Genomic DNA, 23,335 nt, shown 5'->3' on the forward strand with positions numbered 1-23,335 from the left:
TGAAAATAAATAACAAGAATGGAAAGATCGTTGACAGCAAAGGAGCGTGCCTGGCGTGCCAAACATCCGGATTGGATAAGCGACCATTTTTATATGGGGGAATTTGAATATAGCGCGGTTGCCGTGGCGAACGGCTTGGACAATAAACCTGTGCCCGATGCACAAAAGGCAATCCGCCATATGGTGAAGAATCTGCTGGAACCGTTGCGCAAGAAATCGGGACTGCCGATCTTCATATCGAGCGGCTATCGATGCCCCGAACTGAACCTGCTTGTCGGGGGTGTACTCGACTCGCAGCATCTGACGGGAGAGGCCGTCGATATTTTTACGGGAGGGAGCGCCCGCTTACTGGAAATACTGGAAGAAGAGCATCTGAACTTTGACCAGGCTATCTTTTACAGACGTAAGAAGTTTATGCATCTGTCACTGAAATTGAAAGGAAAAAATCGTCGTCAAACAATCATTATATGAAACATCCGGTATATCAGAAAATAAAGAATGTGTGGGCTTTTATCCATGTTGCCGTCCGTGCATTGTACTACATTTTTCATGGGAAATAACCCTGTATGGCGTACGTCGGTCCGGCCGGGTAAGGTCAGCTCAACGTACGCCTGTAGTTCATCGGGGAGATACCGGTGTGCTTCTTGAAATACCGGCCGAAAAACGACTGGTCCGGGAATTGCAACCGGTTCGCTATTTCCTGTATGCTCAGCTCCGTCGATTGGAGCAAGGCTTTGATTTCGAGGATAACATGGCGGTCGATGATGTTCTTGGCTGTGGTGCCGGATACGTTCTGCACGACGGAAGACAGGTAGCGCGGGGTTATGAACAGTTTGGCGGCATAGAAAGAGACTTCCCGTTGGGTCATGCAATGGGCGTGTATCAACCGGATGAAGTGTTTGAAGAGTTCTTCCTGGCGGTTCGGGCCGTCGGGCTTCTTCTGTAAAAAGAGGTGCTGGGTTTTGTCGTAAAAATCCAGCAGGAAGTTTTGTACATAGTTTTTGAATATTTGCAAGCGGAAGCTGTTTTCACGGTCCTTGTACAGGTCTTCCATCGCAAGTGTCAGGCCGACGAGTGGTTTGACGCGCTCTTCCGGAACGATGATACAGGGATGTTCTTTCAGGAAATGGAAGAACGATGGGTCGAGCCGGGAGGTGATTTCCTCGAATAGCGTCTTGGAGAAATCGACGTAGGAAGCAGTGAAATCAGGGCTGATATGCGTGCTGTTGACAATAGAACCGGGAAGGAGTACGAGCTGGGTGTTCTCCACGATCTCGTATGCTTGCAGGTCGATCTCGAGGCGTGCCGTTCCGTGATGGCAGAAGAAGATCGTGGCTCCTTCCAGTTTGGCAATCTGATTGACGGGGATGTTTATCCGTTCATTCGTGCCGGCAATGAACGGATCCTGTTCAGGTAAGCGTACTATTTTCATGTTTATTTCTGTTTTGGAACAAAAGTAATGAACTTTCTCCGGTGTATGCGAAAAATGTTCCGGTTTTGAACAATATGGGCTAACTCTTGAACTCTGCTGCTGGGCAAATCACCTTTACCTTTGCCGCGAATTAAAGATTGGAAAATGATAATGATGAACAAAAGATGGATGCAACTTTTAGGTATTATCAGTTGCGCAGTGTTAGCGGTGTCTTGCAAGCAAGCGCCATCGGTACAAATGGAAGCGGAGTATGCGGTATTGCAGGTACAGCCTTCCGACAAGGTAATCTCCACTACTTATTCGGCGACAATCCGCGGGCGGCAGGATATCGACATCTATCCGCAAGTATCGGGCTTTATAACTAAACTATGTGTAGAGGAAGGGCAGGCGGTCCGTCGAGGGCAAGTGCTGTTCGTGATCGATCAGGTGCCCTACCGGGCAGCTTTGCAGACTGCGGAGGCAAATGTGGAGGCCGCTACGGCTTCGCTGGCGACAGCCAAGCTGACTTACGACAGCAAAAAGGAACTTCGTGCCCGTAACGTGGTTTCCGATTTCGACCTGAAAACCGCCGAGAATAGTTGGTTAAGCGCCAAAGCGCAATTGGCCCAGATGAAGGCCCAGGAACTGAGTGCCCGCAACAACCTCTCTTATACGGAGGTGAAGAGCCCGTGCGACGGAGTGGTCGGGACTTTGCCTTATCGCGTCGGAGCGTTGGTGAGTGCCGGCTTGCCGCAGCCGCTGACTACGGTTTCGGACAACTCGGATATGTATGTGTATTTTTCGATGACAGAGAACCAGTTGCTTGCCCTGACGCGGCAATATGGTTCGAAAAACGAAGCCTTGAAAGAGATGCCGGAGGTGGAATTGAAGTTGAACGACCAATCGGTGTATGAAGAAAAAGGAAAGATCGAGACCATCAGCGGCGTAGTCGACCGGAATACCGGAACAGCCAGCCTCCGGGCCGTGTTCCCGAACGAAAAAGGGTTGTTGTATAGCGGAACCTCGGGGAATGTCGTCTTGCCAGTTTCCAAGAAGGGAAGCCTGGTCATTCCGCAGTCTGTCACATTCGAAATACAGGATCAGGTGTATGTCTATAAGGTAGTGGACGGCAAGGCGCAGTCTGTTCCCGTCAGTGTGACTCGCGTGAACGGTGGCCGGGAGTATATCGTAGACAACGGATTGCAAGCCGGCGACGTGATTGTAGCGGAAGGCGTCGGCCTGCTGCGTGAAGGAACTCCTGTTAAAGTGAAACAAAACTAAGAGAAGAAAATGAATTTAAGAACCTTTATAGAACGCCCCATCCTGTCGGCTGTCATCTCTATTTCGATAGTCGTTGTGGGCATTATCGGGCTTTTTACATTGCCCGTAGAACAATATCCCGACATTGCCCCGCCTACGATACAGGTGAGTACGACTTATTTCGGGGCGAGTGCGGAAACCTTGCTGAAGAGTGTCGTCGCCCCGTTGGAAGAGGCGATAAACGGTGTGGAAGATATGACATATATGACTTCGTCGGCCTCTAACGCGGGTACGGTCAGCATTACCGTTTACTTCAAGCAGGGGACGGACCCGGATATGGCAGCCGTCAACGTGCAGAACCGTGTGTCGAAGGCTACCGGCCAGTTGCCGGCCGAGGTGACGCAGGTCGGTATCACGACTTCAAAGCGGCAGACCAGTATCTTGCAGATGTTTTCGCTGCACAGCCCGGACGACTCGTACGACGAGAAGTTCCTGTCCAATTATATCAGCATCAACCTGAAACCGTCCATCCTCCGTATACAGGGGGTCGGCGACATGATGATCATGGGAGGCGACTACAGCATGCGTATCTGGATGAAGCCGGATGTGATGGCCCAGTACAAACTGATTCCTTCGGACGTGACGCAGGTGCTCGCCGAGCAGAACATCGAGTCGGCAACCGGATCGTTTGGCGAGAATTCGGACGAAACTTACCAGTACACCATGAAGTATAAGGGACGTCTGATCACACCCGAAGAGTTCGGCGAGATCGTGATCCGTTCGACCGAGGACGGTGAAGTCTTGAAACTGAAAACGATCGCCGATATAGAGATGGGTGAAGAATCTTACGCTTACCACGGCGGCATGGACGGCCATCCCGGTATTTCCTGTATGATCTTCCAGACGGCCGGTTCGAACGCAACGGAGGTAAACCAGAATATCGACGCTTTCCTGGACGAAGCGCGGAAAGATTTGCCTAAGGGCATGGAACTGACTCAGGTGATGAGTTCCAACGACTTCCTGTTCGCCTCTATCCACGAGGTGGTGAAGACCTTGTTCGAAGCCATCCTGTTGGTAATCCTGGTGGTGTATGTGTTCTTGCAGGATATCCGTTCGACGGTGATCCCGTTGGTGGGAATCGTGGTTTCGCTGATCGGTACGTTTGCGTTCATGTCGATCGCCGGGTTCAGCATCAACCTGATTACCTTGTTTGCGTTGGTATTGGTGATCGGAACCGTGGTGGACGATGCGATTGTCGTCGTCGAGGCGGTGCAGGCACGCTTCGATGTCGGATACCGCTCTTCCTATATGGCCAGTATCGACGCGATGAAGGGGATCAGCAATGCCGTTATCACCTCTTCGCTGGTGTTTATGGCGGTGTTTATCCCGGTTTCGTTCATGAGCGGGACTTCGGGAACGTTTTATACTCAGTTCGGACTGACGATGGCGGTGGCTGTCGGTATATCGGCCGTCAACGCGCTGACGTTAAGTCCGGCACTCTGCGCCCTTTTACTCAAACCCTATATCAACGAAGACGGTACGCAGAACAATAACTTTGCCGCCCGTTTCCGAAAAGCCTTTAATGCTGCATTCGACTCGATGGTCGAGAAGTATAAGAAGGGAGTCCTGTTCTTTATCAAACGGAAGTGGATGGTCTGGTCGCTGCTTGCCTGCTCGGTCGTGCTGTTGGCATTCCTGATGAACACGACGAAAACGAGTTTGGTGCCCGATGAAGACCAGGGTGTCGTCTTTGTAAATGTCAGTACGGCTGCCGGTAGCTCGTTAAAGACGACAGACGATGTGATGAAACGTATCGAACAGCGTTTGGAGGGCATCCCGCAGGTATTGCACGTCCAGAAAGTCTCCGGTTACGGTCTGCTGGCCGGACAGGGAAACTCTTTCGGCATGTTGATCCTGAAACTGAAACCGTGGGACGAACGCACGGGCAAGGGGGAAGATGTGCAAGCTGTTATCGGACAAGTCTACGGCATGACGGCGGACATAAAGGACGCCAGTGTCTTCGCGATCTCTCCGGGAATGATCCCCGGTTATGGTATGGGTAACGCGTTGGAATTGCACATGCAGGATAAGCAAGGCGGCGATATCGGTACGTTCTTCACGACGACACAGCAATATTTGGGGGCACTGAACCGGCGTCCTGAAATCTCGATGGCTTACTCCACTTTTGATGTCCGTTATCCGCAATGGACCGTGGAAATCGATGCCTCGAAGTGCAAGCGTGCCGGGATAACGCCGGATGCGGTGCTCAGCACGTTGTCGGGTTACTATGGAGGACAATATGTCTCTAACTTCAACCGTTTCTCCAAAGTGTACAAAGTGATGATACAAGCCGATCCGAAATACCGTGTCGACGAGGCTTCCCTGGATAACATCTTCGTGCGCATGGCCAATGGGGAAATGTCACCGCTCAGTCAGTTCGTGACACTGACACGCAGTTACGGTGCGGAATCGCTGAGCCGTTTCAATATGTACAACTCCATAGCCGTGAATGCGATGCCGGCGGAAGGCTACAGTACCGGCGATGCCATCCGTGCCGTACAGGAGACAGCCGGGCAGGCCCTTCCGAAAGGCTACGGTTATGATTTCGGAGGAATCACGCGTGAAGAGAACACGCAGAGCAATACGACCATCGTCATCTTCGGTATTTGCTTCCTCATGATCTATCTGATCCTGAGCGCGCTTTACGAAAGTTTCCTGATCCCGTTCGCGGTATTGCTGGCTGTCCCGTTCGGCCTGACCGGATCTTTCCTTTTTGCCAAGATGATGGGCTTGGAGAATAATATATACTTGCAGACAGGTCTGATCATGCTGATCGGCTTGCTCGCCAAGACCGCCATTCTGCTGACGGAATATGCTACCGAGCGCCGTAAAGCCGGCATGAGCCTGACCTCTGCCGCTCTTTCAGCTGCTAAAGCCCGTTTGCGCCCGATCCTGATGACAGCCGGAACGATGATATTCGGGTTGTTGCCTCTGATGATGGCTACGGGGGTAGGAGCCAACGGCAACAGTTCCTTGGGAACGGGGACCGTAGGAGGTATGCTGATCGGAACGCTGGCGTTGCTGTTTGTCGTACCTTCTTTGTTCATCGTGTTCCAATATTTGCAGGAGAAGGTCCGTCCCATCCAGTTTCAGCCGGCTACCGATTGGCAGATCCAGGAAGAGTATGTGGAAGCAAAGGAGGAGAGAAAACGCCACATAGAGGGTAAAAACCTTTTGCTCATGATCCTCGCAGCATTCACATTGAATAGTTGCGGCATCTATACGAAATATAAGCCGGCGGCCGAAGTTCCGGAAGACCTTTATGGGGAAGAGGTGGCAACAGGAGACAGTACGGACAATCTTGGCAATCTTGGCTGGCGGGAAGTCTTCACCGATCCGCATCTATGTGAATTGATCGAGCAGGGCTTGCAGAGCAATACCGACCTCCGGTCCGCACAGTGGCGTGTCAAGGAGGCCGAGGCCACGCTAATGTCAGCCAAGCTGGCTTTCCTGCCCTCGTTTGCGCTCGCCCCACAGGGAACGGTGAGCAGTTTCGATGGAGGCAAGGCGGCACAGACCTATTCCGTGCCCGTCACGGCCAGTTGGGAACTGGATATTTTCGGTCGTATGCGGAATGCCAGGCACCAGGCGAAGGCGTTGCTCGAACAAAGCCATGACTACAGGCAAGCGGTTCAGACGCAGCTTATATCCGGTATTGCCAATGTTTACTACACCTTGCTGATGCTGGATGAACAGCTTGCGATCTCGGAACGTACGCAGCAATCGTGGAAGGAAACTGTCGATGCCACACGCGCCTTGATGGATGCGGGTTTGGCAAACGAAGCTGCCGTCTCGCAGATGGAGGCTACCTATTATAGCATCTCCACTTCGATACTCGACCTGAAAGAGCAGATCAACCAGACGGAAAACAGCCTGTCGCTTCTGTTGGCGGAAAGCCCTCGCAGTTTCGGACGCGGCACGTTGAAGGGACAAGCATTGCCGGACCATCTTGCCGTAGGCATCCCGATGCAGATGCTTTCAAACCGTCCCGATGTGCGCAGTGCGGAACATTCGCTCGAAAGAGCTTTCTATGCCACCAACCAGGCACGCTCTGCGTTCTATCCTTCTATTGTCTTGACCGGTAGTGCCGGTTGGACAAATTCGGCCGGAAGCATGATCGTCAATCCGGGGAAATTTCTTGCAACGGCTATCGGGTCGCTCACCCAGCCTTTGTTCAATCGAGGTGCGAATATCGCTCAGCTGAAGATTGCCAAGGCACAGCAGGAGGAAGCCAAGTTAAGTTTCCGACAGGCCCTTCTCAATGCCGGATCAGAAGTAAACGATGCGTTGGTGAAGTACCAGACTGCCCGCGATAAAGCCGGACTTTTCGAGAAGCAGGTTGCTTCACTTGAAAAAGCATACGAAAGCACTTCTTTGACGATGTTGTACGGAAATACGACATATTTAGAGGTTCTGACGGCCCAACAGAGTTTGCTAAGCGCACAATTGACGCAAGTGGCAAACCGCTTTGCGGAAATACAAGGTGTGATTAATCTGTATCAGGCATTAGGAGGCGGAAGAGAGTAGCGGTTCTTTGTGTCAAGCCTGATTTTTTTATCGTCCCCCAACGAAAATTCACCTTGTTCGTCGGGGGACGACTGTTTTAAGAGGTTGGTTTGTCTGTCCTTTTCATTCCCGGAGGGCTGTCTTCAACTTATCGACGGCGACAGCGATCGGTTCACTTTTCAATAATTGCATGAATTTGCTGCCGATGATAACTCCTGATGAGTTGCTGGCTGCTGCATCGAAGGTAGCTTTGTTCGATATGCCGAAACCGACTAAGCGTGGATTCTGGAGTCCCATCCCGTTGATGCGGTGGAAATAAGCCTGCTTCTGCTCGTTGAAGTTCTGTTGTGCCCCGGTAGTGGAGGCGCTCGATACCATATAGATGAAACCGCTTGTATGTTCGTCGATCAGGCGGATGCGTTCTTCGGATGTTTCGGGTGTGATGAGCATGATCATTTTGAGGTCATATCGGTCGGCGATGGCCTTATAATCCGCCATATAATCGGCAAAAGGCAGATCCGGGATGATCATGCCGTCTACTCCTGTCTGCACACATTTCCGGCAGAACGCTTCGAAACCATATTGCATGATCGGATTCAGATAGCCCATCAGGATAATCGGGATATGCACATCCTGACGGATGTCTTCCAGCTGGTCGAACAGGACGTGCAGCGACATCCCGTTTCGTAACGCGGCAGTGGAGGCTTTCTGGATCACGGGGCCGTCTGCCATCGGGTCGGAGAAGGGAATGCCGATCTCGACCATGTCTATTCCTTTGTTTTCTAACTCTTTTAATATCTTCGTCGTGTCATCCAGGTTCGGATATCCGGCGGTAAAGAAGACGGAAAGGATTCCGTTCTTTTTTGTGTTGAATAAGTTTGTGATACGGTTCATCTTTTGATTTGTGATTTCAGATTTATGAATTATGATTTTGAATTGCTTTTAAAAACTCCTTCAGCTTTCCTATGTCTTTCAGCCCCGGTTCAATCTCGAATCCGCTGTTCAGGTCGATCCCGGCGAGGCGGGGATGCCGGAAAGAACGTATTGCCCCGGCACTTTCCGGACGGATGCCTCCGCTTAACAGAAAAGGAGTCTTTCCCCGGTAGGCTTCGAGCACGGACCAATCGAATTGTTTGCCGGAACCTCCATAACTGTTGCATTTGGTATCGAAGAGGAAGTAATCGACGCGCCCTTCATAACCGACGGTCTGTTCAAGATCGCAGGCTGTCGCAATCTGAAATGCCTTGATCAGCGAGAAACCGCGCTTTTGCAGGGCATGGCAATCATCCGGTGTCTCGTTTCCGTGCAGTTGCAGGTAATCGAGGCGGAAAGTATTTGCCATTTCCATCATTTCCTCTTGGGAAGCATTGACAAAAACACCGACCCTTTTTAATTGACAATTGATAATAGGCAATAGACAATTTGGAATACGGCTTGCCGCCATTGTCGATTGGCTATTATCCATTGTCGATTGTCCATTGTCGATTATTCTTCGCGAAGAACCCGCGAAGAATATCAGTCCTATCCAGTCGATTCCTAAGACTGCAACCTCCCGTATATTTTCGGGATCACGCATTCCGCATACTTTGATGATCATGATAATCCTCCTATGAATTGTGCGAGCGTATCGCCCGGTACATCGGTTTTCATGAACGTCTCGCCGATCAAGAATCCGCGAAAGCCGGCTTTCCTGAGATCCGATACGGTAGTTGTTGCCGAAATGCCGCTTTCCGATACCAAGAGGGGGGAAAGATTTCTTTCATGAGTGACCGTTTGCATCGCTTTTGCCAGACGGAAGGAGTTCTCCACATCAGTATGGAACGTACCGAGGTTGCGGTTGTTCACCCCCAACATATCGACAAATGTGTTGAGGTGGCCAAGCTCTCCTTCGGAATGGATTTCCAACAGCACTTCCATATTGAGAGTATGGGCTAACTCCGCAAACATAAGACATTGTTCCGGAGTAAGGCAGGCGGCAATCAGCAGGACGGCATCGGCACCCATTACACGTGCCTGATAGAGTTGATATTCATCGATGATGAAGTCTTTCCTCAACAGGGGCAGGTCTACTGCGCTGCGTGCTTTGCAAAGGTCGCCTAAGGAACCTCCGAAAAAGTTCGAATCGGTCAGGACGGAGCAGGCGGAAGCGCCTCCCTTTTCATAGGCGGGCAACACATCGGCTACGGCTGCATCGGGATGCAACCAGCCTTTTGAAGGGCTTTTCCGCTTAAACTCAGCGATAATACCCGATGAAGATACAGCGAGAGCCGCCCGCATGGAACGGGTAGGACGTTCGAGCCGTTCACCGCCCAACCCCAACAAGGTCTGTAACCGGACCGCTTGTTTTTGCCGCTCCACTTCGATGCGCTTGTTCGCCATAATATCTTGTAATATATCTTTCATTTGTTGTTCCATTCTATAATTTATCTGTTATTCAAGTTGATAAACTTATTGAATGTTTGCAACGCCCTGCCGTTTTCCAAGGCTTCGCGGGCTTCGTCCAGGCAATCTGCGATTCTCTTTTCGGGGCAGATGACTTGGATGGCGAAGGCGGAGTTGGCGATTACGCAATTCTTTTGTGCCGGAGTCGCCCGGTTGTTCAGGACATCGTCAAAGATGCGGGCTGCATCGGCGACTGTCTCGCCGCCATTCAGTTCCGTTTCCGTTGCACGGGGGAAACCTAACATTTCAGGCGTGTAGAGCTTCTCTTTTTCCGGCATTGCTACCTTGAATTCCGCTGTCAGCGAGATTTCGTCATACCCGTCGAGGCTGTGAACGACGGCAAAACGCGTTCCGCTCTCCTGATAGGTATAGCTGTAAAGCCTGAGCAACGGCAGGTTGTAGACACCTAACAATTGGTAGGCCGGCATCACCGGATTGACCAGCGGACCGAGCATATTGAAGAAGCTGCGCACTCCCAAACTCTTCCGTACCGGAGCTACGGCTTTCAAGGCCGGATTGAACAACGGCGCATGCAGATAGGCGATATGGCAGGATTCCATCGAACGGCGCAAACGGTCGATATCGGCCGTAAACTTCACACCGTGCTGCTCCATTACGTTGCTCGCGCCACTGACCGAGGTCGCCCCATAGTTCCCATGTTTCACAACGTTATATCCGGCACCGGCTACGACAAAGCAGGAAGCCGTGCTGATATTGAACGTATTCTTTCCGTCGCCTCCCGTCCCCACAATATCGATCGGCTTAAACTCCGACAAATCTACCGGGACGCGCATTTCGAGCAATGCCTCCCGAAAACCCGCCAATTCCTCTACGGAGATATTACGCATCAGATATACCGTTATCAAGCTGGCAATCTGTGAATCATTATACTTGCCTTCCGCAATATTCTGAAGAATCGTCCGCGCCTCGTCACGTCCCAAATACTGATGTTCGAATAACCTATATAATATATCTTTCATCCTTGATTTTTAATTTTTAATTCTTAATTTTTAATTCTCAATTTATCCCCATCCAGTTCCGTATGATTACCTTTCCCTTGGGGGTCAGTACGGATTCCGGGTGAAACTGGATGCCGCGAACATCATATTCGCGATGGCGGAGCGCCATGATCTGTCCTTCTTCCATATCCTCTGCCGTGATCTCCAGGCAGTCGGGGAAATTCTCTTTCGATACGACCCACGAATGGTAGCGGCCGGCACGGAAACCGGGTTCCAAGCCCGTAAACAACACATCCGGCACCGTCACCCGTATATCCGAACAGACTCCGTGATGTACATCCGCCAGGTTGATAAGCGTTGCACCGAATGCTTGCCCGATGGCTTGCTCTCCGAGGCAGACGCCTAAGATGCTCTTGGTCGGCGCATAGCGGCGGATTAACGGCAGCAAGATGCCTGCCTCCTCCGGAATGCCCGGACCGGGTGACAAAAGGATCTTGTCAAAACGTTCCACTTCGTCTAATGAAATCTTGTCATTGCGATGTACTTCAACTTCCGCACCCAATTCCTTCAGTATATGCAACAAGTTGTAGGTAAAGGAATCATAATTATCGAACAGTAATACTTTCATAAAAACTTTCAACTTTTAATTTTCAACTTTCAATTTATAAGTGTTGTTGCCAGATCGATCGCTTTCTTCAAAGCGCCTAATTTGTTATTGACTTCCTGCAATTCCCGTTCATCATTGCTTTTGGCGACAATGCCGGCTCCTGCCTGATAGTACAGGACGTTTCCGCGGCTGACGAATGTACGGATCGTGATCGCCTGGTTCAAGTCGCCGTCAAAGCCGATGAACCCGATGCAACCGCCATAAGCACCCCGATTATGCTTTTCTATATCCGTAATCAACTGCATGGCACGTACCTTCGGCGCTCCGCTCAATGTTCCGGCTGGGAATGTATCTATATAGGTCTTGACCGGATTGCTGTCGGCATCGATCTCACCGCTGACGCGCGATACCAGATGAATGACATGGCTGTAGTACTGCACTTCCTTGTAGAAATCGACCTGTACGTCATGCGCATTGCGCGAGAGGTCGTTACGGGCAAGGTCAACCAGCATGACATGCTCGGCATTCTCTTTCGGATCGGCAAGCAAAGCTTCGGTGCGCTGTCTGTCCAATGCAACGTCTCCCGTGCGGAAAGCCGTGCCTGCAATCGGGTCGATGCTTGCATGTCCGTTGGCTACCTTGCAGTGCGTTTCAGGTGAAGAGCCGAAGATACGGAATCCTCCGAAGTCGAAGTAAAACAGATAGGGAGAGGGATTGATGCTCCGGAGAGCCCTGTAAACCTTGAAGTCGTCTCCTTTGAACGGTTGTTCGAACCGGCGGCTCAGCACGATCTGGAAAACGTCTCCACGGAGGCAATGACGGATGCCTTCGCGCACCATTGCTTTATATTCTTCCCCGCTGACAGGCGATGTCTCAGGGCCGGTAGCCTGGAAGTTATAAGAAGCATAGTTCCGGTTTTCTATCAAGGTCTCTATCTCTTGCAAACCGGAGTTTTCGCCGGATTGCATCAGCTCGACGAGCGTCAGTTCATTTTTGAAGTGGTTGAAGACAAGTACATACTTATATAATATGTAGAGCATGTCGGGAGCATCGTTTTCTTCATGGTGCGCTTCCATCACCGGGATGTTCTCAAAGTAACGCACGGCATCGAAAGCCGTATATCCGAACAGTCCGCAGACCTTTCTGTCAGGCCCTTCGATCGAGAAACGCTTCAAAAACGCATTCATGGCTTCTGCCACATTGAATGTTCCGGTCAATGCAGTAACCTCGCTTTTTCCATCAGGAAAAACAGCGGTGCATTCCCCGTTATTAATTCCAATACTTGCCAGCGGACAAAGCGCGATGTAAGAAAGACTGTTTTCATTCCCATGAAAATCGGAACTTTCCAACAACGCCGATTCCGGATAAACGTCCCGTACCTTCAAGTAGATACTGACAGGTGTATGAAGGTCACCGAGAACCTTCCTGCTTATTGTTTTAAATGTATAGTCCATTATGATCGACAATTGATGATTATAAAACTGATTATAGGAAGAACTTCCTGACTCTCACTATTCACTTCTCGTTTTTCAATTTATACTTAATATAAGTCTCCATATCCTTATCTCCCCGGCCCGATACCGTCAGGACAACGACATCTTCCGGTTTGAATTTTATCTTAGGCAACGCCCCTAATGCATGCGCACTTTCAAGTGCCGGGATAATCCCCTCGATACGCGTCAGGCAAAAGGCCGCTTCTAACGCTTCGTCATCATTGACGGCCAGAATCGTAGCCCGGTGTGTTTCCGACAGGTTGGCATGGATCGGCCCGATACCCGGATAGTCCAGTCCGGCAGAGATGGAATAAGGCTCTTCGATCTGCCCGTCCTCGTTTTGCATCACTAACGTACGCGCCCCGTGTATGATCCCTTTCTTGCCCAGCTGGATGGTTGCCGCGCTTTGTCCGGTCGTAATCCCCAGGCCGCCTGCTTCGGCAAGAACGATTTTTACCCGTTCATCATCTATAAAATGGTAGATCGTCCCGGCAGCATTGCTTCCGCCTCCTACACAGGCGATCAGATAATCAGGATAGTCACGCCCTTCCTGTTCCGACAACTGCTTTTTGATCTCTTCGCTGATGACGGATTGCAAACGTGCCACCATATCCGGATAAGGATGCGGGCCGACTGTCGATCCGATAATATAGTACGTGTCGGAAGGATGACAGCACCAGTCGCGGATCGCCTCGTTGGTCGCATCTTTCAGCGTCATATTGCCGGAAGTAACGGGGACGACCGTCGCGCCCAACATCTCCATCTTCTGCACGTTTGCATGCTGGCGTTCCACATCCGTCTTACCCATATAGACGATACATTCCATATTCATCAACGCACAGACGGTAGCGGTCGCCACGCCATGCTGCCCGGCTCCCGTCTCGGCGATGATACGGGTTTTCCCCATCCGGCGTGCCAGCAAGATCTGCCCGATCGTGTTATTGATCTTATGAGCGCCGGTATGGTTCAGGTCTTCACGTTTCAGATAAATCTTGCAGCCATACATCTCACTCAACCTTTTGGCCAGGTAGAGAGGAGAGGGACGGCCGACATAGTCCCGAAGCAACCCGTTAAATTCTTCCTTGAAGCTGTCGCTTTCCAATACTTCCAGATACTTCTTCTGTAAGTTCTCCACACATTGGTGAAGTATTTCTGGCACGTATGCCCCTCCAAACTCACCATAATACCCGTTTTCATCGACTTGATACGTTTTCATCTTTCCTTCTGTTTTTATTTATTGTTTTTGTCTTTTCGGATCTTTATAATTGCCTTAAACGAAAAAAGGTCTGCCGCAAGTGCGACAGACCTTTTATTGTATCACGATAGTATATACATGAGGACTGGTTCCTTACGACCTTGTGAGTTGTAAAGAGCGCCACCACCAATATGTATTTACTATAATTGTTCTCATGACTTTTGTTGTTATTACGGCAGCAAATATATGCATTCTCTGACAAACTGCAAATAATTCGGCTGTTTTTTTATTTTTAGTTTACCTTATTTTAGCAACCATTTCCAAACAGGGACTACTTCGATGCTGTTTTCATCCTCTTGGATAGTAGTCTCTTGATCCATTGTGATGATCATGAGTTTCTTCAGCGGGAATACCGAAGCCATTTTGAGCAGAGCTTTTGTTTCGCGTTCCCGTGTATCGAGATCGTTGATATTGTAGGATACTTGAATTGCCAATTCCTGAGAAGGCACATAAAAGTCGACTTCTACTCCCTTGTTATAGTAATACAAATTGTCTTCTTCATATCCTCCATACTTCTTGAGCAAGGTTACGGCCACCAGATTTTCCAATAGTTTGGTGGTAGGATCGAACAGATAGTTGTTGAGCAATCCGTTATCGCTGAAATATCGTTTTCGGTTGGAGATACGCTCTGCCAAACTATCGGTATAGTTTGTAATGCTAAACGTAAGATAAGCATCATCCATGTACGAAAGATACTCACTGATCGTATTTCGTCCTAATTTGATGCCGGTCGATTGCAATATGTTTAAAAGCCGGGTCTGTGTAGTGGGTTGCATCACGCTTTCGGCAAGTTTTTTTACTAATAGGCGAATTAGCGGAGCATTTCTGATATCATTTCTTGCAATGATATCTCCCAATAGGATTTTCTGGCATAAACTGTTTATCCATTCCCTTTTATCTGCCCGATTGAATATCTCTGCAAATCCGCCGTAATGGAAATATTCATCAAACAGTCCCCTTACTTTTGTCGCGATAGGAGCGTATTCCCAGTTGGCATCCAGCCGGATGCCTTTGTAGATCAGATATTCTTCAAACGAAAACGGGTATATCTCTCTGGCTATGAATCTTCCTCCCAAAGTGGTCGCTATCTCCCGGCTCAACATGTTGGCATTGCTGCCTGTAATGAACACGCGGTATTGAGTATCGGCCAAGCGTCTTGCGAATTTTTCCCATCCGTTGATGATTTGGATTTCATCTAAATAAACGATAGGCTTGCGTTCGGTGTATATTTCGTGATAGGCTGTTATCAGCGTGTCCAAATCTTCCAGGCCTCCTATTTGAAGCCGGTCGTCTTCAAAATTGATGTATAGAATATCTTCACGTTGAGATTTACCGGTTCGGATCCTTTCCTGTATATTTTGGTAAAGCATGAAAGACTTTCCGGCACGGCGAAGCCCTACCAGTACATAATTCCCTTTTTCATCGAAGTCTATCTTCCGCTTTTGCAAGGGAATCGTTTCTATTCGTTCCTGGTTCTGAAGGATGATTGATTTGATAATTGATTTATCCATGTTCGTCTGACTTTGAATGCAAATATACAACTTTTGCTTTGTATGGAAAGCATAAATACTCAGAATATGCTCTCCATAGAGTGCAAAGATTATCATGTGATGATATTTTTTAACAAACTTGCATTTACTTTTAGATAAAACACATAGTGAGTTTCTTTTTCCCGCCTGTCTTTATCTCTGAAATCAAGTAGAAGAGAAAAGCATGGAACCTTCGCACGATCATATAGAAAAGACACTGGACAAGCTCGTCGCCTCCACGCGTTCACCCCGCGGGCGCTATTCCGCTCCCGAAAGTTGGAAGTTGTTGCAGAGACGGATCGTTTCTCCCCGGACAAAGCGGCTGAGGCTGTTCCGTCTGACGGGAGCCGTCGCCGCATCCGTCCTTCTATGCCTTGCAAGCTGGTTTGTCTATGATTACCGGAAGCCGGCAACGATGCAAACCGTTTCAGCAGGTGCAACCATCTCGGTAATCACTTTGCCGGACCAGACAAAAGTGACGCTGAACCGCTATTCCTCTTTGACCTATCCGGATTGTTTCAAAGAGGGCAGGAGGGAAGTGCAATTACAGGGAGAGGCCTATTTCGAAGTCGAGAAAGACGTCCGGCATCCCTTTGTCGTGAAAGCGGACCCGGTCGAGGTCGAAGTGCTCGGTACACACTTTAATGTTGAAGCCTATCCCGGCGATGCGGAAGTAAAGACGACTCTCTTGGAAGGCTCCGTTGCCGTCAGTGCGCCGGCTGGAAGCAGCCGGATTATGCTTTCTCCCGGAGAAAGCGCCGTTTATAACCGGGCCGGTAAAACGCTGCAGGAAGAAAAAACAGGGGAAAACGATACGGCTACCGGCTGGCGCGACGGCCATTTCCATTTTGACTATCTGCCGTTGCAGGAGATTGCACGGGAGCTGTCAAATGCTTTTCATGTAAAAATCAGGATTACAGATGAAGATATAAAGGATTTCCATATCAGGGCGCATTTCACCGAAGGCGAGAGTTTGGAACAGATGCTTGATCTGCTTCAGTCTGCCGGTAATTTCAGTTATGCAAGGGTGAATGATACGATCTTGATCCATTCTAAACTTAATTGAGTCATGAATTATTACCTATATTGTCTCCGCCGGCTCACCCGGCTTATTCTTCTGTTATGGATAGTTTTCAGAATTGCGCCGCTCGCCGCACAGGACCGGGCGGCGCGTCTGGACTTCCAGGTCCGGCAGGCCGCACTGGACGCTTTCGTCCGCCAGTTGGAGGATTCTACCGGCTTTTCGTTTATCTACGGCGAGAAGGTACGGCTCCGGCAGCCGGTCACCCTCGATGTCCGCCGAAAGACCATCGAGGAAATCTTGCAATATGCTTTCGGGCAGGAAGCGATCGCGTTTAAAATCTCCGGTACGCACGTCTTGTTGAGTGAGCGGCCTGTCTCCCGCAGCTATACGGTTAGCGGATATATTGCCGATTCCTTGTCGTCGGAAACGCTGATCGGGGCCAATATCTTGGAAACCGGCCGGCATACCGGGACTTCGACAAACCCTTTCGGGTTCTACAGCCTTACCTTGCCGGAAGGAGAGACCGGACTTTCCTTTTCTTATTTAGGATATGAAACCAAGCATTGCCGTTTCCTCTTAAGCCGGGACACCGTGATGAACATCCGCCTGCAGACCCATAACCGGTTGGCGGAAGTCATCGTCCTTTCCGATAAAAAAGAGACGGGCATCCGGGCAACGGGCATGAGCACGTTGGACATCCCGATGACGCAGATCAGGAATACTCCGGCTATCTTGGGAGAGGCCGACATCCTCAAGACGATCCAGCTGATGCCCGGCGTACAGGCCGGAACGGAAGGATTCAGCGGTCTGTATGTGCGGGGTGGCGGACCGGACCAGAACCTGATCCTTCTCGATGGCATTCCCATCTATAATGCCGACCATATGTTAGGCGTGTTCTCCATCTTCACCCCGGAAGCGATGAAAAAGGTCACGCTTTTCAAAGGTTCCTTTCCCGCCCGCTACGGCGGACGCCTGTCTTCGATCGTGGATATCCGGACGAACGACGGCGATATGCGGCATTATCACGGCACGGTCAGCATCGGCCTGTTGACAAGCAAGCTGCATCTCGAAGGCCCGATCCTGAAAGACAGAACCTCTTTTTGTCTGACCGGCCGCCGCACCTATCTCGACCTGATGGCGAGGCCGTTCTTACCGGAGGACAAGAAATACGATTACTATTTCTATGATATCAACGCCAAGGTGAATCATAAGTTTTCCGACCGCAGCCGCCTGTTCCTCAGCTTCTACAAGGGGAAAGATCATTATGACTACAAGCAGGACAAGGAATATGACGGCTATTCGAATCATTATGGGCCGAGCATGTATTTCTACAACAGTCGGATCGATTTCAACTGGGGGAACACGATTGCCGCCGGACGGTGGAATTATGTCTTCAACAGCCGGTTGTTCAGCAATACGACCGTTGCATACAACCATTATCAGGTGGGCATGGCAGACAGTTACCGGAAAGACATCATCGAAACGGATAAAGACGGCAATCTGATAACCGATAAAAACGAATCGTATGTCTATAATTCCGATTACCGTTCCGGAATACATGACTATAGTTTCCATACGGACTTCGATTATATGCCTGTCCCGGACCATCATGTCAAGTTCGGACTTTCCTATCTGTATCATACTTTCCGGCCGGAGGTGACGACCTCGCGTGTGAAAGAAGCGGCAGACGGGCAGACGGCACAGGACACCGTCTACAACGATTCCTCGAACAGCTATCTGCACGGGCACGAGTTCTCGCTTTATGCCGAAGACAATGCCGATATCGGCGACCGTCTGAGCCTGAATGCCGGCATCCACCTTTCCTTGTTTTCCATACAAGGGAGAGGTTACTGGTCGGCCCAGCCTCGTCTCTCCGCCCGTTATCGCTTTCATGACGATTTTGCGGCAAAAGCCTCCTTCACGCAGATGGAACAGTATGTGCACCTGCTGTCATCCTCGCCGATTTCGCTGCCGACCGACTTATGGGTCCCGGTTACTAAAAACATCCGCCCGATGCGCTCCTTCCAGTATGCCGCAGGCGGCTATTATACCGGTGTGAAAGGGTGGGAGTTCTCTCTGGAAGGCTATTATAAGGATATGCATAATGTATTGGAATACCAGGATGGCGCCACCTTTTTCGGATCATCCGGCGGATGGCAGGAAAAGGTGGAGATGGGCCGGGGACGCTCGTTCGGCTTGGAGATTTTAGCCCAGAAGACCATCGGGAAAACAACGGGATGGCTGGGTTATACGATCGCCAAGAGCGACCGACGGTTCAAGGACGGGACGGTCAACAACGGCGAGCGTTTCCCTTATAAATACGACCGCCGCCACAACATCAACCTCTGTGTGAACCATGCTTTCAGCAAGAAAACGGATATAGGGATCACCTGGATCTTCAATACGGGAGGAACGGCTACGGTTGCCGAACAGCGTACCGGAACGGCATCGGGCAACTTGATCGACTATATTTCCCATCGCAACAATTACCGTCTCCCTGTCAGCCACCGGTTGAATCTGAGCATCAATTTCCATAAGAAACTGCGCCGCGGGATGCAGACCTGGAATATTTCGATCTATAACGCCTACAATGCCATGACTCCGAATCTTGTCTATAAGGAAGAAGAATATATCGGTGTGGAGCATACGACGCCGGATGGCGGCAATGAGACAATCTGGAAGCGGAAAACGAGGCTGATAAAGCAAACGCTTCTGCCTTGTATCCCTTCGATTACTTATACGTACCGGTTCTAATAAAAAAGGAATAGAAAATGAAAAAGAATTTGTCCATATTATTCATGATGGCTTCCGTGCTGTTCCCGGCTTGTGAGAATGAACTTCCATACATGGACAAGCCGCAGGTACCGCAACTCCTGATGAACGCTTTCCTCGAAGCCGGAAAAGGAGAAAACGGAGTGTCCTTGCGCTTGATCGATGCCGACGAGCAACAGGCGGATTGTGTTTCCAATGGTTCCATCACCGTATATGTCAACGGCGAAAAGACCGAAACGGCGCAGGTGGAGAAGGTCTATGATTCTTTCAATGATTCCAATTGCACATTGAAAACTCCTTTCCGTCCCGGTGACCGTATCCGTTTTGAGGCGACAGCCGAAGACGGGCGATACGAGGCAGGCTGCGAGGTGGAAATCCCGTTGCCGATTGAGGAGCCTATCCATGTGGATACGCTTCGTACGCAACTGAGAGGGAGCTATAGCATGATGGATTGTATGCAATACAAAATAACGGTCCGCGACCGCCCGAACGAGAAAAACTATTACCGTCTTATTATCGAAGAAAATACATACAGGATCGCTTCGGAAACGGGTATCCAATACGGTCCCTTTTCCTCTTATCCCGAAATTATCAACCAGGAGGATATCGTGTTGACCGACGGGCATCTTACGACTGCCGACGATGACAAGTTCGGTATCCTGGACTTGACTGTCCGTAATCTCAGCAATGTCTTCACGGACGGCCGGTTTGAAAATGGTTCATATACCCTTAAAGTCTACACCTCTATCCCGTATATTAGCGAATTAAACAGAAAAGATCATTTTTACTTGGATGTCACGGTCCGGCTGCTGAGCATATCACAATCTTATTATCGTTATTTGCGTGCGATGAACTGCCTGAATTCGGAAGATTATAACGAAACCTTTATGGAGCCGGTCATCGTCCCTCAAAACATATCGGGTGGCTTAGGCTTTGTCGGAACCTCCTCCGAACAGCGGGTTACCTTGCGTATAGTCGACCGGCCGCCGTTGTCGTATCCGAAGTGAACTGCCGGAAGGACTGTGCTAAGTGTAAGGCCGTATTTATTAAGCGGAAGATGGCCGGCGAATGATCATAAAGCTACAGCGAGAAAAGATTTTCGTCTTATGAGGGGCTTTTTCCCATAAGGATGAGAATCTTTTCTCGTCGTAATGAGAAACTTTTCTCATGCGGATGAGAATATATTCTCTCCCCGGTGAGAAAGTTTTCTCATGGATTGGAAACTGCTGAGAAAAGCATACGATTTATTCGTTGTATTCTTTGTTCCGTTTGTGCAAGCTCTTCAGTTCGAAGGAAAGCATAACCCGGAAGATGCCGATGATCAGCAAAGTGTATGCGATCATATAGACAAGGGATAACGCTCCGAGGCCCGGTTGCCAGATAATGCCGATGCTGCAAAGGATTGCCAGTATGCCGAAAGCCATATACCAGCCCCAGTTGCGTGTCCCGTAGCGTTTCAGGTCCATAGCGTAGCCGGTTGAAGCGAAACCGCGGAACATCAGCCAGAAGGCGACGATGAAAGGCAGCACTGCCATGCTCAGGCCGATATTGGCCATCAGGTAGATACCTAAGATCAGGTCGATGATACCGCTTGCCAGATACCAACCCCAACTGGAAATATTCTTTCTATTGGTGACGGCAAAAAGAATTTCCAACGTGCCGCTGACAAACATGGATACACTAAACAAAACACTCAGTGCGACATAACTTGCCAGCGGTGTGAACATCAGGCAGATTGCGATGAGGATATAAAGCAGGCCCAACAGCAGGGAAACCCACCAGTTTTTTACTCCGAAGTTGATTGTGTCAATAAAAGTCTTCATAATAAATTCGTTTTTTAATTATTTTGAAATCTACTTTGTAACAAACCTTTGGAAAGAAAAGTTTCATCGGGCCGGTAAAGTGAATTATTTTTAATACATTTGCCCCCCGGTATATTTATTAAGGATTTATGATTTTAGATTTATGATTTATTATTGATACATGATTCCAGTATCATAAATCATAAATCATAAATCATAAATCATAAATCATAGAAGATTATGAAAGGTATTGTTTTAGCAGGAGGGTCCGGTACGCGCTTGTATCCGATAACCAAAGGGGTTTCAAAACAGTTATTGCCTATTTATGATAAACCGATGATCTATTATCCGGTGTCAGTCTTGATGCTGGCGGGAATACGTGAGATATTGGTGATTTCCACACCGCAGGATCTTCCCGGTTTCAGGCGTCTGTTAGGAGACGGTTCCGATTATGGTGTCCGCTTCGAGTATGCCGAACAACCTTCGCCTGACGGATTGGCACAAGCTTTTTTGATCGGCGAGGAGTTCATCGGGAAGGATTCCGTTTGCCTGGTCTTAGGTGATAATATCTTTTACGGACAGAGCTTCACGGCTATGTTAAAAGGCGCCGTTGCCAATGCGGAAAACGAACAAAAAGCAACCGTCTTCGGTTACTACGTCAATGATCCGGAACGCTACGGCGTGGCCGAATTCGACGAGGCGGGTAATGTGTTGAGCATTGAAGAAAAGCCGGCATGCCCCAAATCGAATTATGCGGTTGTCGGTCTCTATTTCTACCCGAATAAGGTGGTGGAAGTCGCCAAACGGATCCGACCTTCCGCCCGCGGGGAACTGGAGATTACGACTGTCAACCAGGAATTCCTAAAGGAGGAGGAATTGAAAGTCCGGCTCTTGGGGCGTGGTTTTGCATGGCTTGACACCGGCACGCACGATTCTCTTTCCGAAGCCTCTACCTTCGTCGAGGTGATAGAGAAGCGGCAAGGACTGAAAATAGCCTGCCTGGAAGAAGTGGCTTACCGGAACGGCTGGATCGATGCGGAACGGTTGAGGCGGGTTGCCACTCCGATGCTGAAGAACCAATATGGACAATATCTGCTGAATTTGATAAAAGGAGAGAATGAATAAGGAGAGTAAAATATTTGTAGCAGGTCATCGGGGACTGGTCGGTTCCGCCATTCTGAAGAATCTGAAGGCGAAAGGTTACACGAACTTCGTCCTGCGTACGCATGCGGAACTGGATTTGACCGACCAGCAGGCCGTTCATGATTTCTTTGCTGCCGAAAAGCCGGAATATGTGTTCCTCTCGGCCGCCCATGTCGGAGGGATTATGGCGAACAGCCGCTACCGGGCTGACTTCATCTACGAGAATCTGATGATTCAGAACAATGTGATTCATGCTTCTTATCTGAATGAGGTAAAGAAACTCCTGTTCTTGGGCAGTACTTGTATCTATCCGGGAAATGCTCCGCAACCGATGCCGGAGGATTGCTTGCTCACTTCGCCACTCGAATATACGAATGAACCCTACGCGATAGCCAAGATAGCCGGGATCAAGATGTGCGAGAGTTACAACTTGCAATACGGGACTAACTATATCGCAGTGATGCCGACCAACCTGTATGGCCCGAATGATAATTTTAATCTGGAGACTTCGCATGTGCTGCCGGCCATGATTCGTAAAGTGCATTTAGGCAAGTGTCTTTTCGAAGGGGATTGGGGTTCGCTCCGGAAGGACCTGAATACGCGTCCGGTTGAAAACGTATCCGGCGATGCTTCCGAATCCGAGATATTGGATGTGCTTGCCAAGTACGGCATCTATCCGGGTAAAGTGGAGTTGTGGGGGACTGGCAAACCGCTTCGTGAGTTCCTTTGGAGCGAGGAGATGGCGGATGCTTCCGTCTATGTGATGGAGAAGGTCGATTTTGCCGATGTCCGTCCTGCTACCGGCGATATCCGGAATACGCATATCAATATAGGTACTGGCAAGGAACTTTCTATCCGTGAAGTGGCTTCCCTGATCCGGGAAAAGGTAGGGTTTACAGGTGAGATCGTGTTTGATTCGTCCAAACCGGACGGGACGATGCGCAAACTGACGGACGTCACGAAGTTGCATACTTTGGGCTGGCATCATACGATTGAGATAGACGAAGGGGTTGAGCGCCTTTATGGCTGGTACTTGGAGAATTAAGAATTAAAAATTAAAAATAGGGAGGTT

18 protein-coding genes are annotated in these 23,335 nt (G+C 49.6%); 8 read left to right on the forward strand and 10 right to left on the reverse strand.

What is annotated here, in order from left to right; translation table 11 throughout:
• Window positions 1-18 precede the first annotated feature (18 nt).
• Window positions 19-471: a D-Ala-D-Ala carboxypeptidase family metallohydrolase gene (locus RDN79_RS09605; RefSeq protein WP_298548774.1), complete on the forward strand. Its 453-nt coding sequence runs from the start codon at window positions 19-21 to the stop codon at window positions 469-471.
• 124 nt (window positions 472-595) lie between these two features.
• On the opposite strand, the gene RDN79_RS09610 is transcribed toward RDN79_RS09605, so the two are convergent.
• Window positions 596-1,432 carry a helix-turn-helix domain-containing protein gene (locus tag RDN79_RS09610; RefSeq protein WP_298548771.1) on the reverse strand — a complete coding sequence of 279 codons (837 nt, stop codon included), beginning with the start codon at window positions 1,430-1,432 and terminating at the stop codon, window positions 596-598.
• Between the two features lie 144 nt (window positions 1,433-1,576).
• Between RDN79_RS09610 and RDN79_RS09615 the strand changes: the two genes are divergently transcribed.
• Both RDN79_RS09615 and RDN79_RS09620 read left to right on the forward strand, forming a co-directional pair.
• Complete coding sequence (locus RDN79_RS09615) at window positions 1,577-2,692, forward strand: efflux RND transporter periplasmic adaptor subunit (protein ID WP_298548769.1); 1,116 nt, start codon at window positions 1,577-1,579, stop codon at window positions 2,690-2,692.
• Window positions 2,693-2,701: 9 nt separating this feature from the next.
• Complete coding sequence (locus RDN79_RS09620; RefSeq protein WP_308573190.1) at window positions 2,702-7,258, forward strand: efflux RND transporter permease subunit; 4,557 nt, start codon at window positions 2,702-2,704, stop codon at window positions 7,256-7,258.
• Window positions 7,259-7,360: 102 nt separating this feature from the next.
• On the opposite strand, the gene trpA is transcribed toward RDN79_RS09620, so the two are convergent.
• The 8 genes from trpA to RDN79_RS09660 all read right to left on the reverse strand — a co-directional run bounded on the left by trpA (window position 7,361) and on the right by RDN79_RS09660 (window position 15,504).
• A complete protein-coding gene (trpA, locus tag RDN79_RS09625; protein WP_298548766.1) occupies window positions 7,361-8,131 on the reverse strand; it encodes a tryptophan synthase subunit alpha in 771 nt (256 codons plus the stop codon).
• Between the two features lie 22 nt (window positions 8,132-8,153).
• Complete coding sequence (locus RDN79_RS09630) at window positions 8,154-8,834, reverse strand: phosphoribosylanthranilate isomerase (RefSeq protein ID WP_298548764.1); 681 nt, start codon at window positions 8,832-8,834, stop codon at window positions 8,154-8,156.
• Entirely contained in the window at window positions 8,831-9,640 is an 810-nt protein-coding gene (gene trpC / locus RDN79_RS09635; protein WP_298548762.1) for an indole-3-glycerol phosphate synthase TrpC, read from the reverse strand. The genes RDN79_RS09630 and trpC overlap by 4 nt, the downstream gene beginning before the upstream one ends.
• Before the next feature lie 20 nt (window positions 9,641-9,660).
• On the reverse strand, window positions 9,661-10,659 hold the full coding sequence (gene trpD / locus RDN79_RS09640) for an anthranilate phosphoribosyltransferase (RefSeq protein ID WP_298548759.1): 999 nt from the start codon (window positions 10,657-10,659) through the stop codon (window positions 9,661-9,663).
• Between the two features lie 37 nt (window positions 10,660-10,696).
• On the reverse strand, window positions 10,697-11,266 hold the full coding sequence (locus RDN79_RS09645; RefSeq protein WP_298548756.1) for an aminodeoxychorismate/anthranilate synthase component II: 570 nt from the start codon (window positions 11,264-11,266) through the stop codon (window positions 10,697-10,699).
• Between the two features lie 29 nt (window positions 11,267-11,295).
• Window positions 11,296-12,699 (reverse strand): anthranilate synthase component I family protein, encoded by a 1,404-nt coding sequence (locus RDN79_RS09650; RefSeq protein WP_298548753.1) that lies wholly within the window; start codon window positions 12,697-12,699, stop codon window positions 11,296-11,298.
• Window positions 12,700-12,760: 61 nt separating this feature from the next.
• Complete coding sequence (trpB, locus tag RDN79_RS09655; RefSeq protein WP_298548751.1) at window positions 12,761-13,954, reverse strand: tryptophan synthase subunit beta; 1,194 nt, start codon at window positions 13,952-13,954, stop codon at window positions 12,761-12,763.
• A 281-nt stretch (window positions 13,955-14,235) separates the two neighbouring features.
• Window positions 14,236-15,504 (reverse strand): ATP-binding protein, encoded by a 1,269-nt coding sequence (locus tag RDN79_RS09660; protein ID WP_298548748.1) that lies wholly within the window; start codon window positions 15,502-15,504, stop codon window positions 14,236-14,238.
• Window positions 15,505-15,706: 202 nt separating this feature from the next.
• On the opposite strand from RDN79_RS09660, the gene RDN79_RS09665 reads away from it, so the two are divergent.
• From RDN79_RS09665 to RDN79_RS09675, 3 genes are read left to right on the forward strand one after another with little or no spacing between them, the layout of a single operon-like run.
• The gene (locus RDN79_RS09665; RefSeq protein WP_298548746.1) at window positions 15,707-16,588 is read left to right on the forward strand and encodes a FecR family protein; all 882 of its coding nucleotides are present in this window, start codon (window positions 15,707-15,709) and stop codon (window positions 16,586-16,588) included.
• 3 nt (window positions 16,589-16,591) lie between these two features.
• Entirely contained in the window at window positions 16,592-19,300 is a 2,709-nt protein-coding gene (locus RDN79_RS09670; protein ID WP_298548744.1) for a TonB-dependent receptor, read from the forward strand.
• A gap of 17 nt (window positions 19,301-19,317) precedes the next feature.
• Window positions 19,318-20,325, forward strand: coding sequence for a DUF4249 domain-containing protein (locus RDN79_RS09675; RefSeq protein WP_298548743.1), 1,008 nt, complete (start codon window positions 19,318-19,320; stop codon window positions 20,323-20,325).
• A gap of 237 nt (window positions 20,326-20,562) precedes the next feature.
• Here RDN79_RS09675 and RDN79_RS09680 read toward each other — a convergent pair whose 3' ends face one another.
• Window positions 20,563-21,141, reverse strand: a complete 579-nt coding sequence (locus RDN79_RS09680) for an HdeD family acid-resistance protein (RefSeq protein ID WP_298548739.1) — start codon at window positions 21,139-21,141, stop codon at window positions 20,563-20,565.
• Between the two features lie 219 nt (window positions 21,142-21,360).
• Here RDN79_RS09680 and rfbA point away from each other — a divergent pair, with 219 nt between their 5' ends.
• Window positions 21,361-22,245, forward strand: a complete 885-nt coding sequence (rfbA, locus tag RDN79_RS09685) for a glucose-1-phosphate thymidylyltransferase RfbA (RefSeq protein WP_298548734.1) — start codon at window positions 21,361-21,363, stop codon at window positions 22,243-22,245.
• Window positions 22,238-23,308 carry a GDP-L-fucose synthase gene (locus RDN79_RS09690; RefSeq protein ID WP_298548732.1) on the forward strand — a complete coding sequence of 357 codons (1,071 nt, stop codon included), beginning with the start codon at window positions 22,238-22,240 and terminating at the stop codon, window positions 23,306-23,308. The genes rfbA and RDN79_RS09690 overlap by 8 nt, the downstream gene beginning before the upstream one ends.
• Window positions 23,309-23,335: the final 27 nt, after the last annotated feature.

The sequence above is a fragment of the uncultured Parabacteroides sp. genome (assembly GCF_902493135.1).
Taxonomy (GTDB): Bacteria; Bacteroidota; Bacteroidia; order Bacteroidales; family Tannerellaceae; genus Parabacteroides.

Bases quoted from the DNA above. Each gene is read 5' to 3' on its own strand.
- RDN79_RS09675 (WP_298548743.1), top strand. From the start codon at position 19,318: ATGAAAAAGAATTTGTCCATATTATTCATGATGGCTTCCGTGCTGTTC.
- rfbA (WP_298548734.1), top strand. From the start codon at position 21,361: ATGAAAGGTATTGTTTTAGCAGGAGGGTCCGGTACGCGCTTGTATCCG.
- RDN79_RS09665 (WP_298548746.1), top strand. From the start codon at position 15,707: ATGGAACCTTCGCACGATCATATAGAAAAGACACTGGACAAGCTCGTC.
- trpA (WP_298548766.1), bottom strand. From the start codon at position 8,131: ATGAACCGTATCACAAACTTATTCAACACAAAAAAGAACGGAATCCTT.
- RDN79_RS09605 (WP_298548774.1), top strand. From the start codon at position 19: ATGGAAAGATCGTTGACAGCAAAGGAGCGTGCCTGGCGTGCCAAACAT.
- RDN79_RS09645 (WP_298548756.1), bottom strand. From the start codon at position 11,266: ATGAAAGTATTACTGTTCGATAATTATGATTCCTTTACCTACAACTTG.
- RDN79_RS09620 (WP_308573190.1), top strand. From the start codon at position 2,702: ATGAATTTAAGAACCTTTATAGAACGCCCCATCCTGTCGGCTGTCATC.
- RDN79_RS09680 (WP_298548739.1), bottom strand. From the start codon at position 21,141: ATGAAGACTTTTATTGACACAATCAACTTCGGAGTAAAAAACTGGTGG.
- RDN79_RS09670 (WP_298548744.1), top strand. From the start codon at position 16,592: ATGAATTATTACCTATATTGTCTCCGCCGGCTCACCCGGCTTATTCTT.
- trpD (WP_298548759.1), bottom strand. From the start codon at position 10,659: ATGAAAGATATATTATATAGGTTATTCGAACATCAGTATTTGGGACGT.
- trpB (WP_298548751.1), bottom strand. From the start codon at position 13,954: ATGAAAACGTATCAAGTCGATGAAAACGGGTATTATGGTGAGTTTGGA.
- RDN79_RS09660 (WP_298548748.1), bottom strand. From the start codon at position 15,504: ATGGATAAATCAATTATCAAATCAATCATCCTTCAGAACCAGGAACGA.
- RDN79_RS09650 (WP_298548753.1), bottom strand. From the start codon at position 12,699: ATGGACTATACATTTAAAACAATAAGCAGGAAGGTTCTCGGTGACCTT.
- RDN79_RS09610 (WP_298548771.1), bottom strand. From the start codon at position 1,432: ATGAAAATAGTACGCTTACCTGAACAGGATCCGTTCATTGCCGGCACG.
- RDN79_RS09615 (WP_298548769.1), top strand. From the start codon at position 1,577: ATGATAATGATGAACAAAAGATGGATGCAACTTTTAGGTATTATCAGT.
- RDN79_RS09630 (WP_298548764.1), bottom strand. From the start codon at position 8,834: ATGATCATCAAAGTATGCGGAATGCGTGATCCCGAAAATATACGGGAG.
- trpC (WP_298548762.1), bottom strand. From the start codon at position 9,640: ATGAAAGATATATTACAAGATATTATGGCGAACAAGCGCATCGAAGTG.
- RDN79_RS09690 (WP_298548732.1), top strand. From the start codon at position 22,238: ATGAATAAGGAGAGTAAAATATTTGTAGCAGGTCATCGGGGACTGGTC.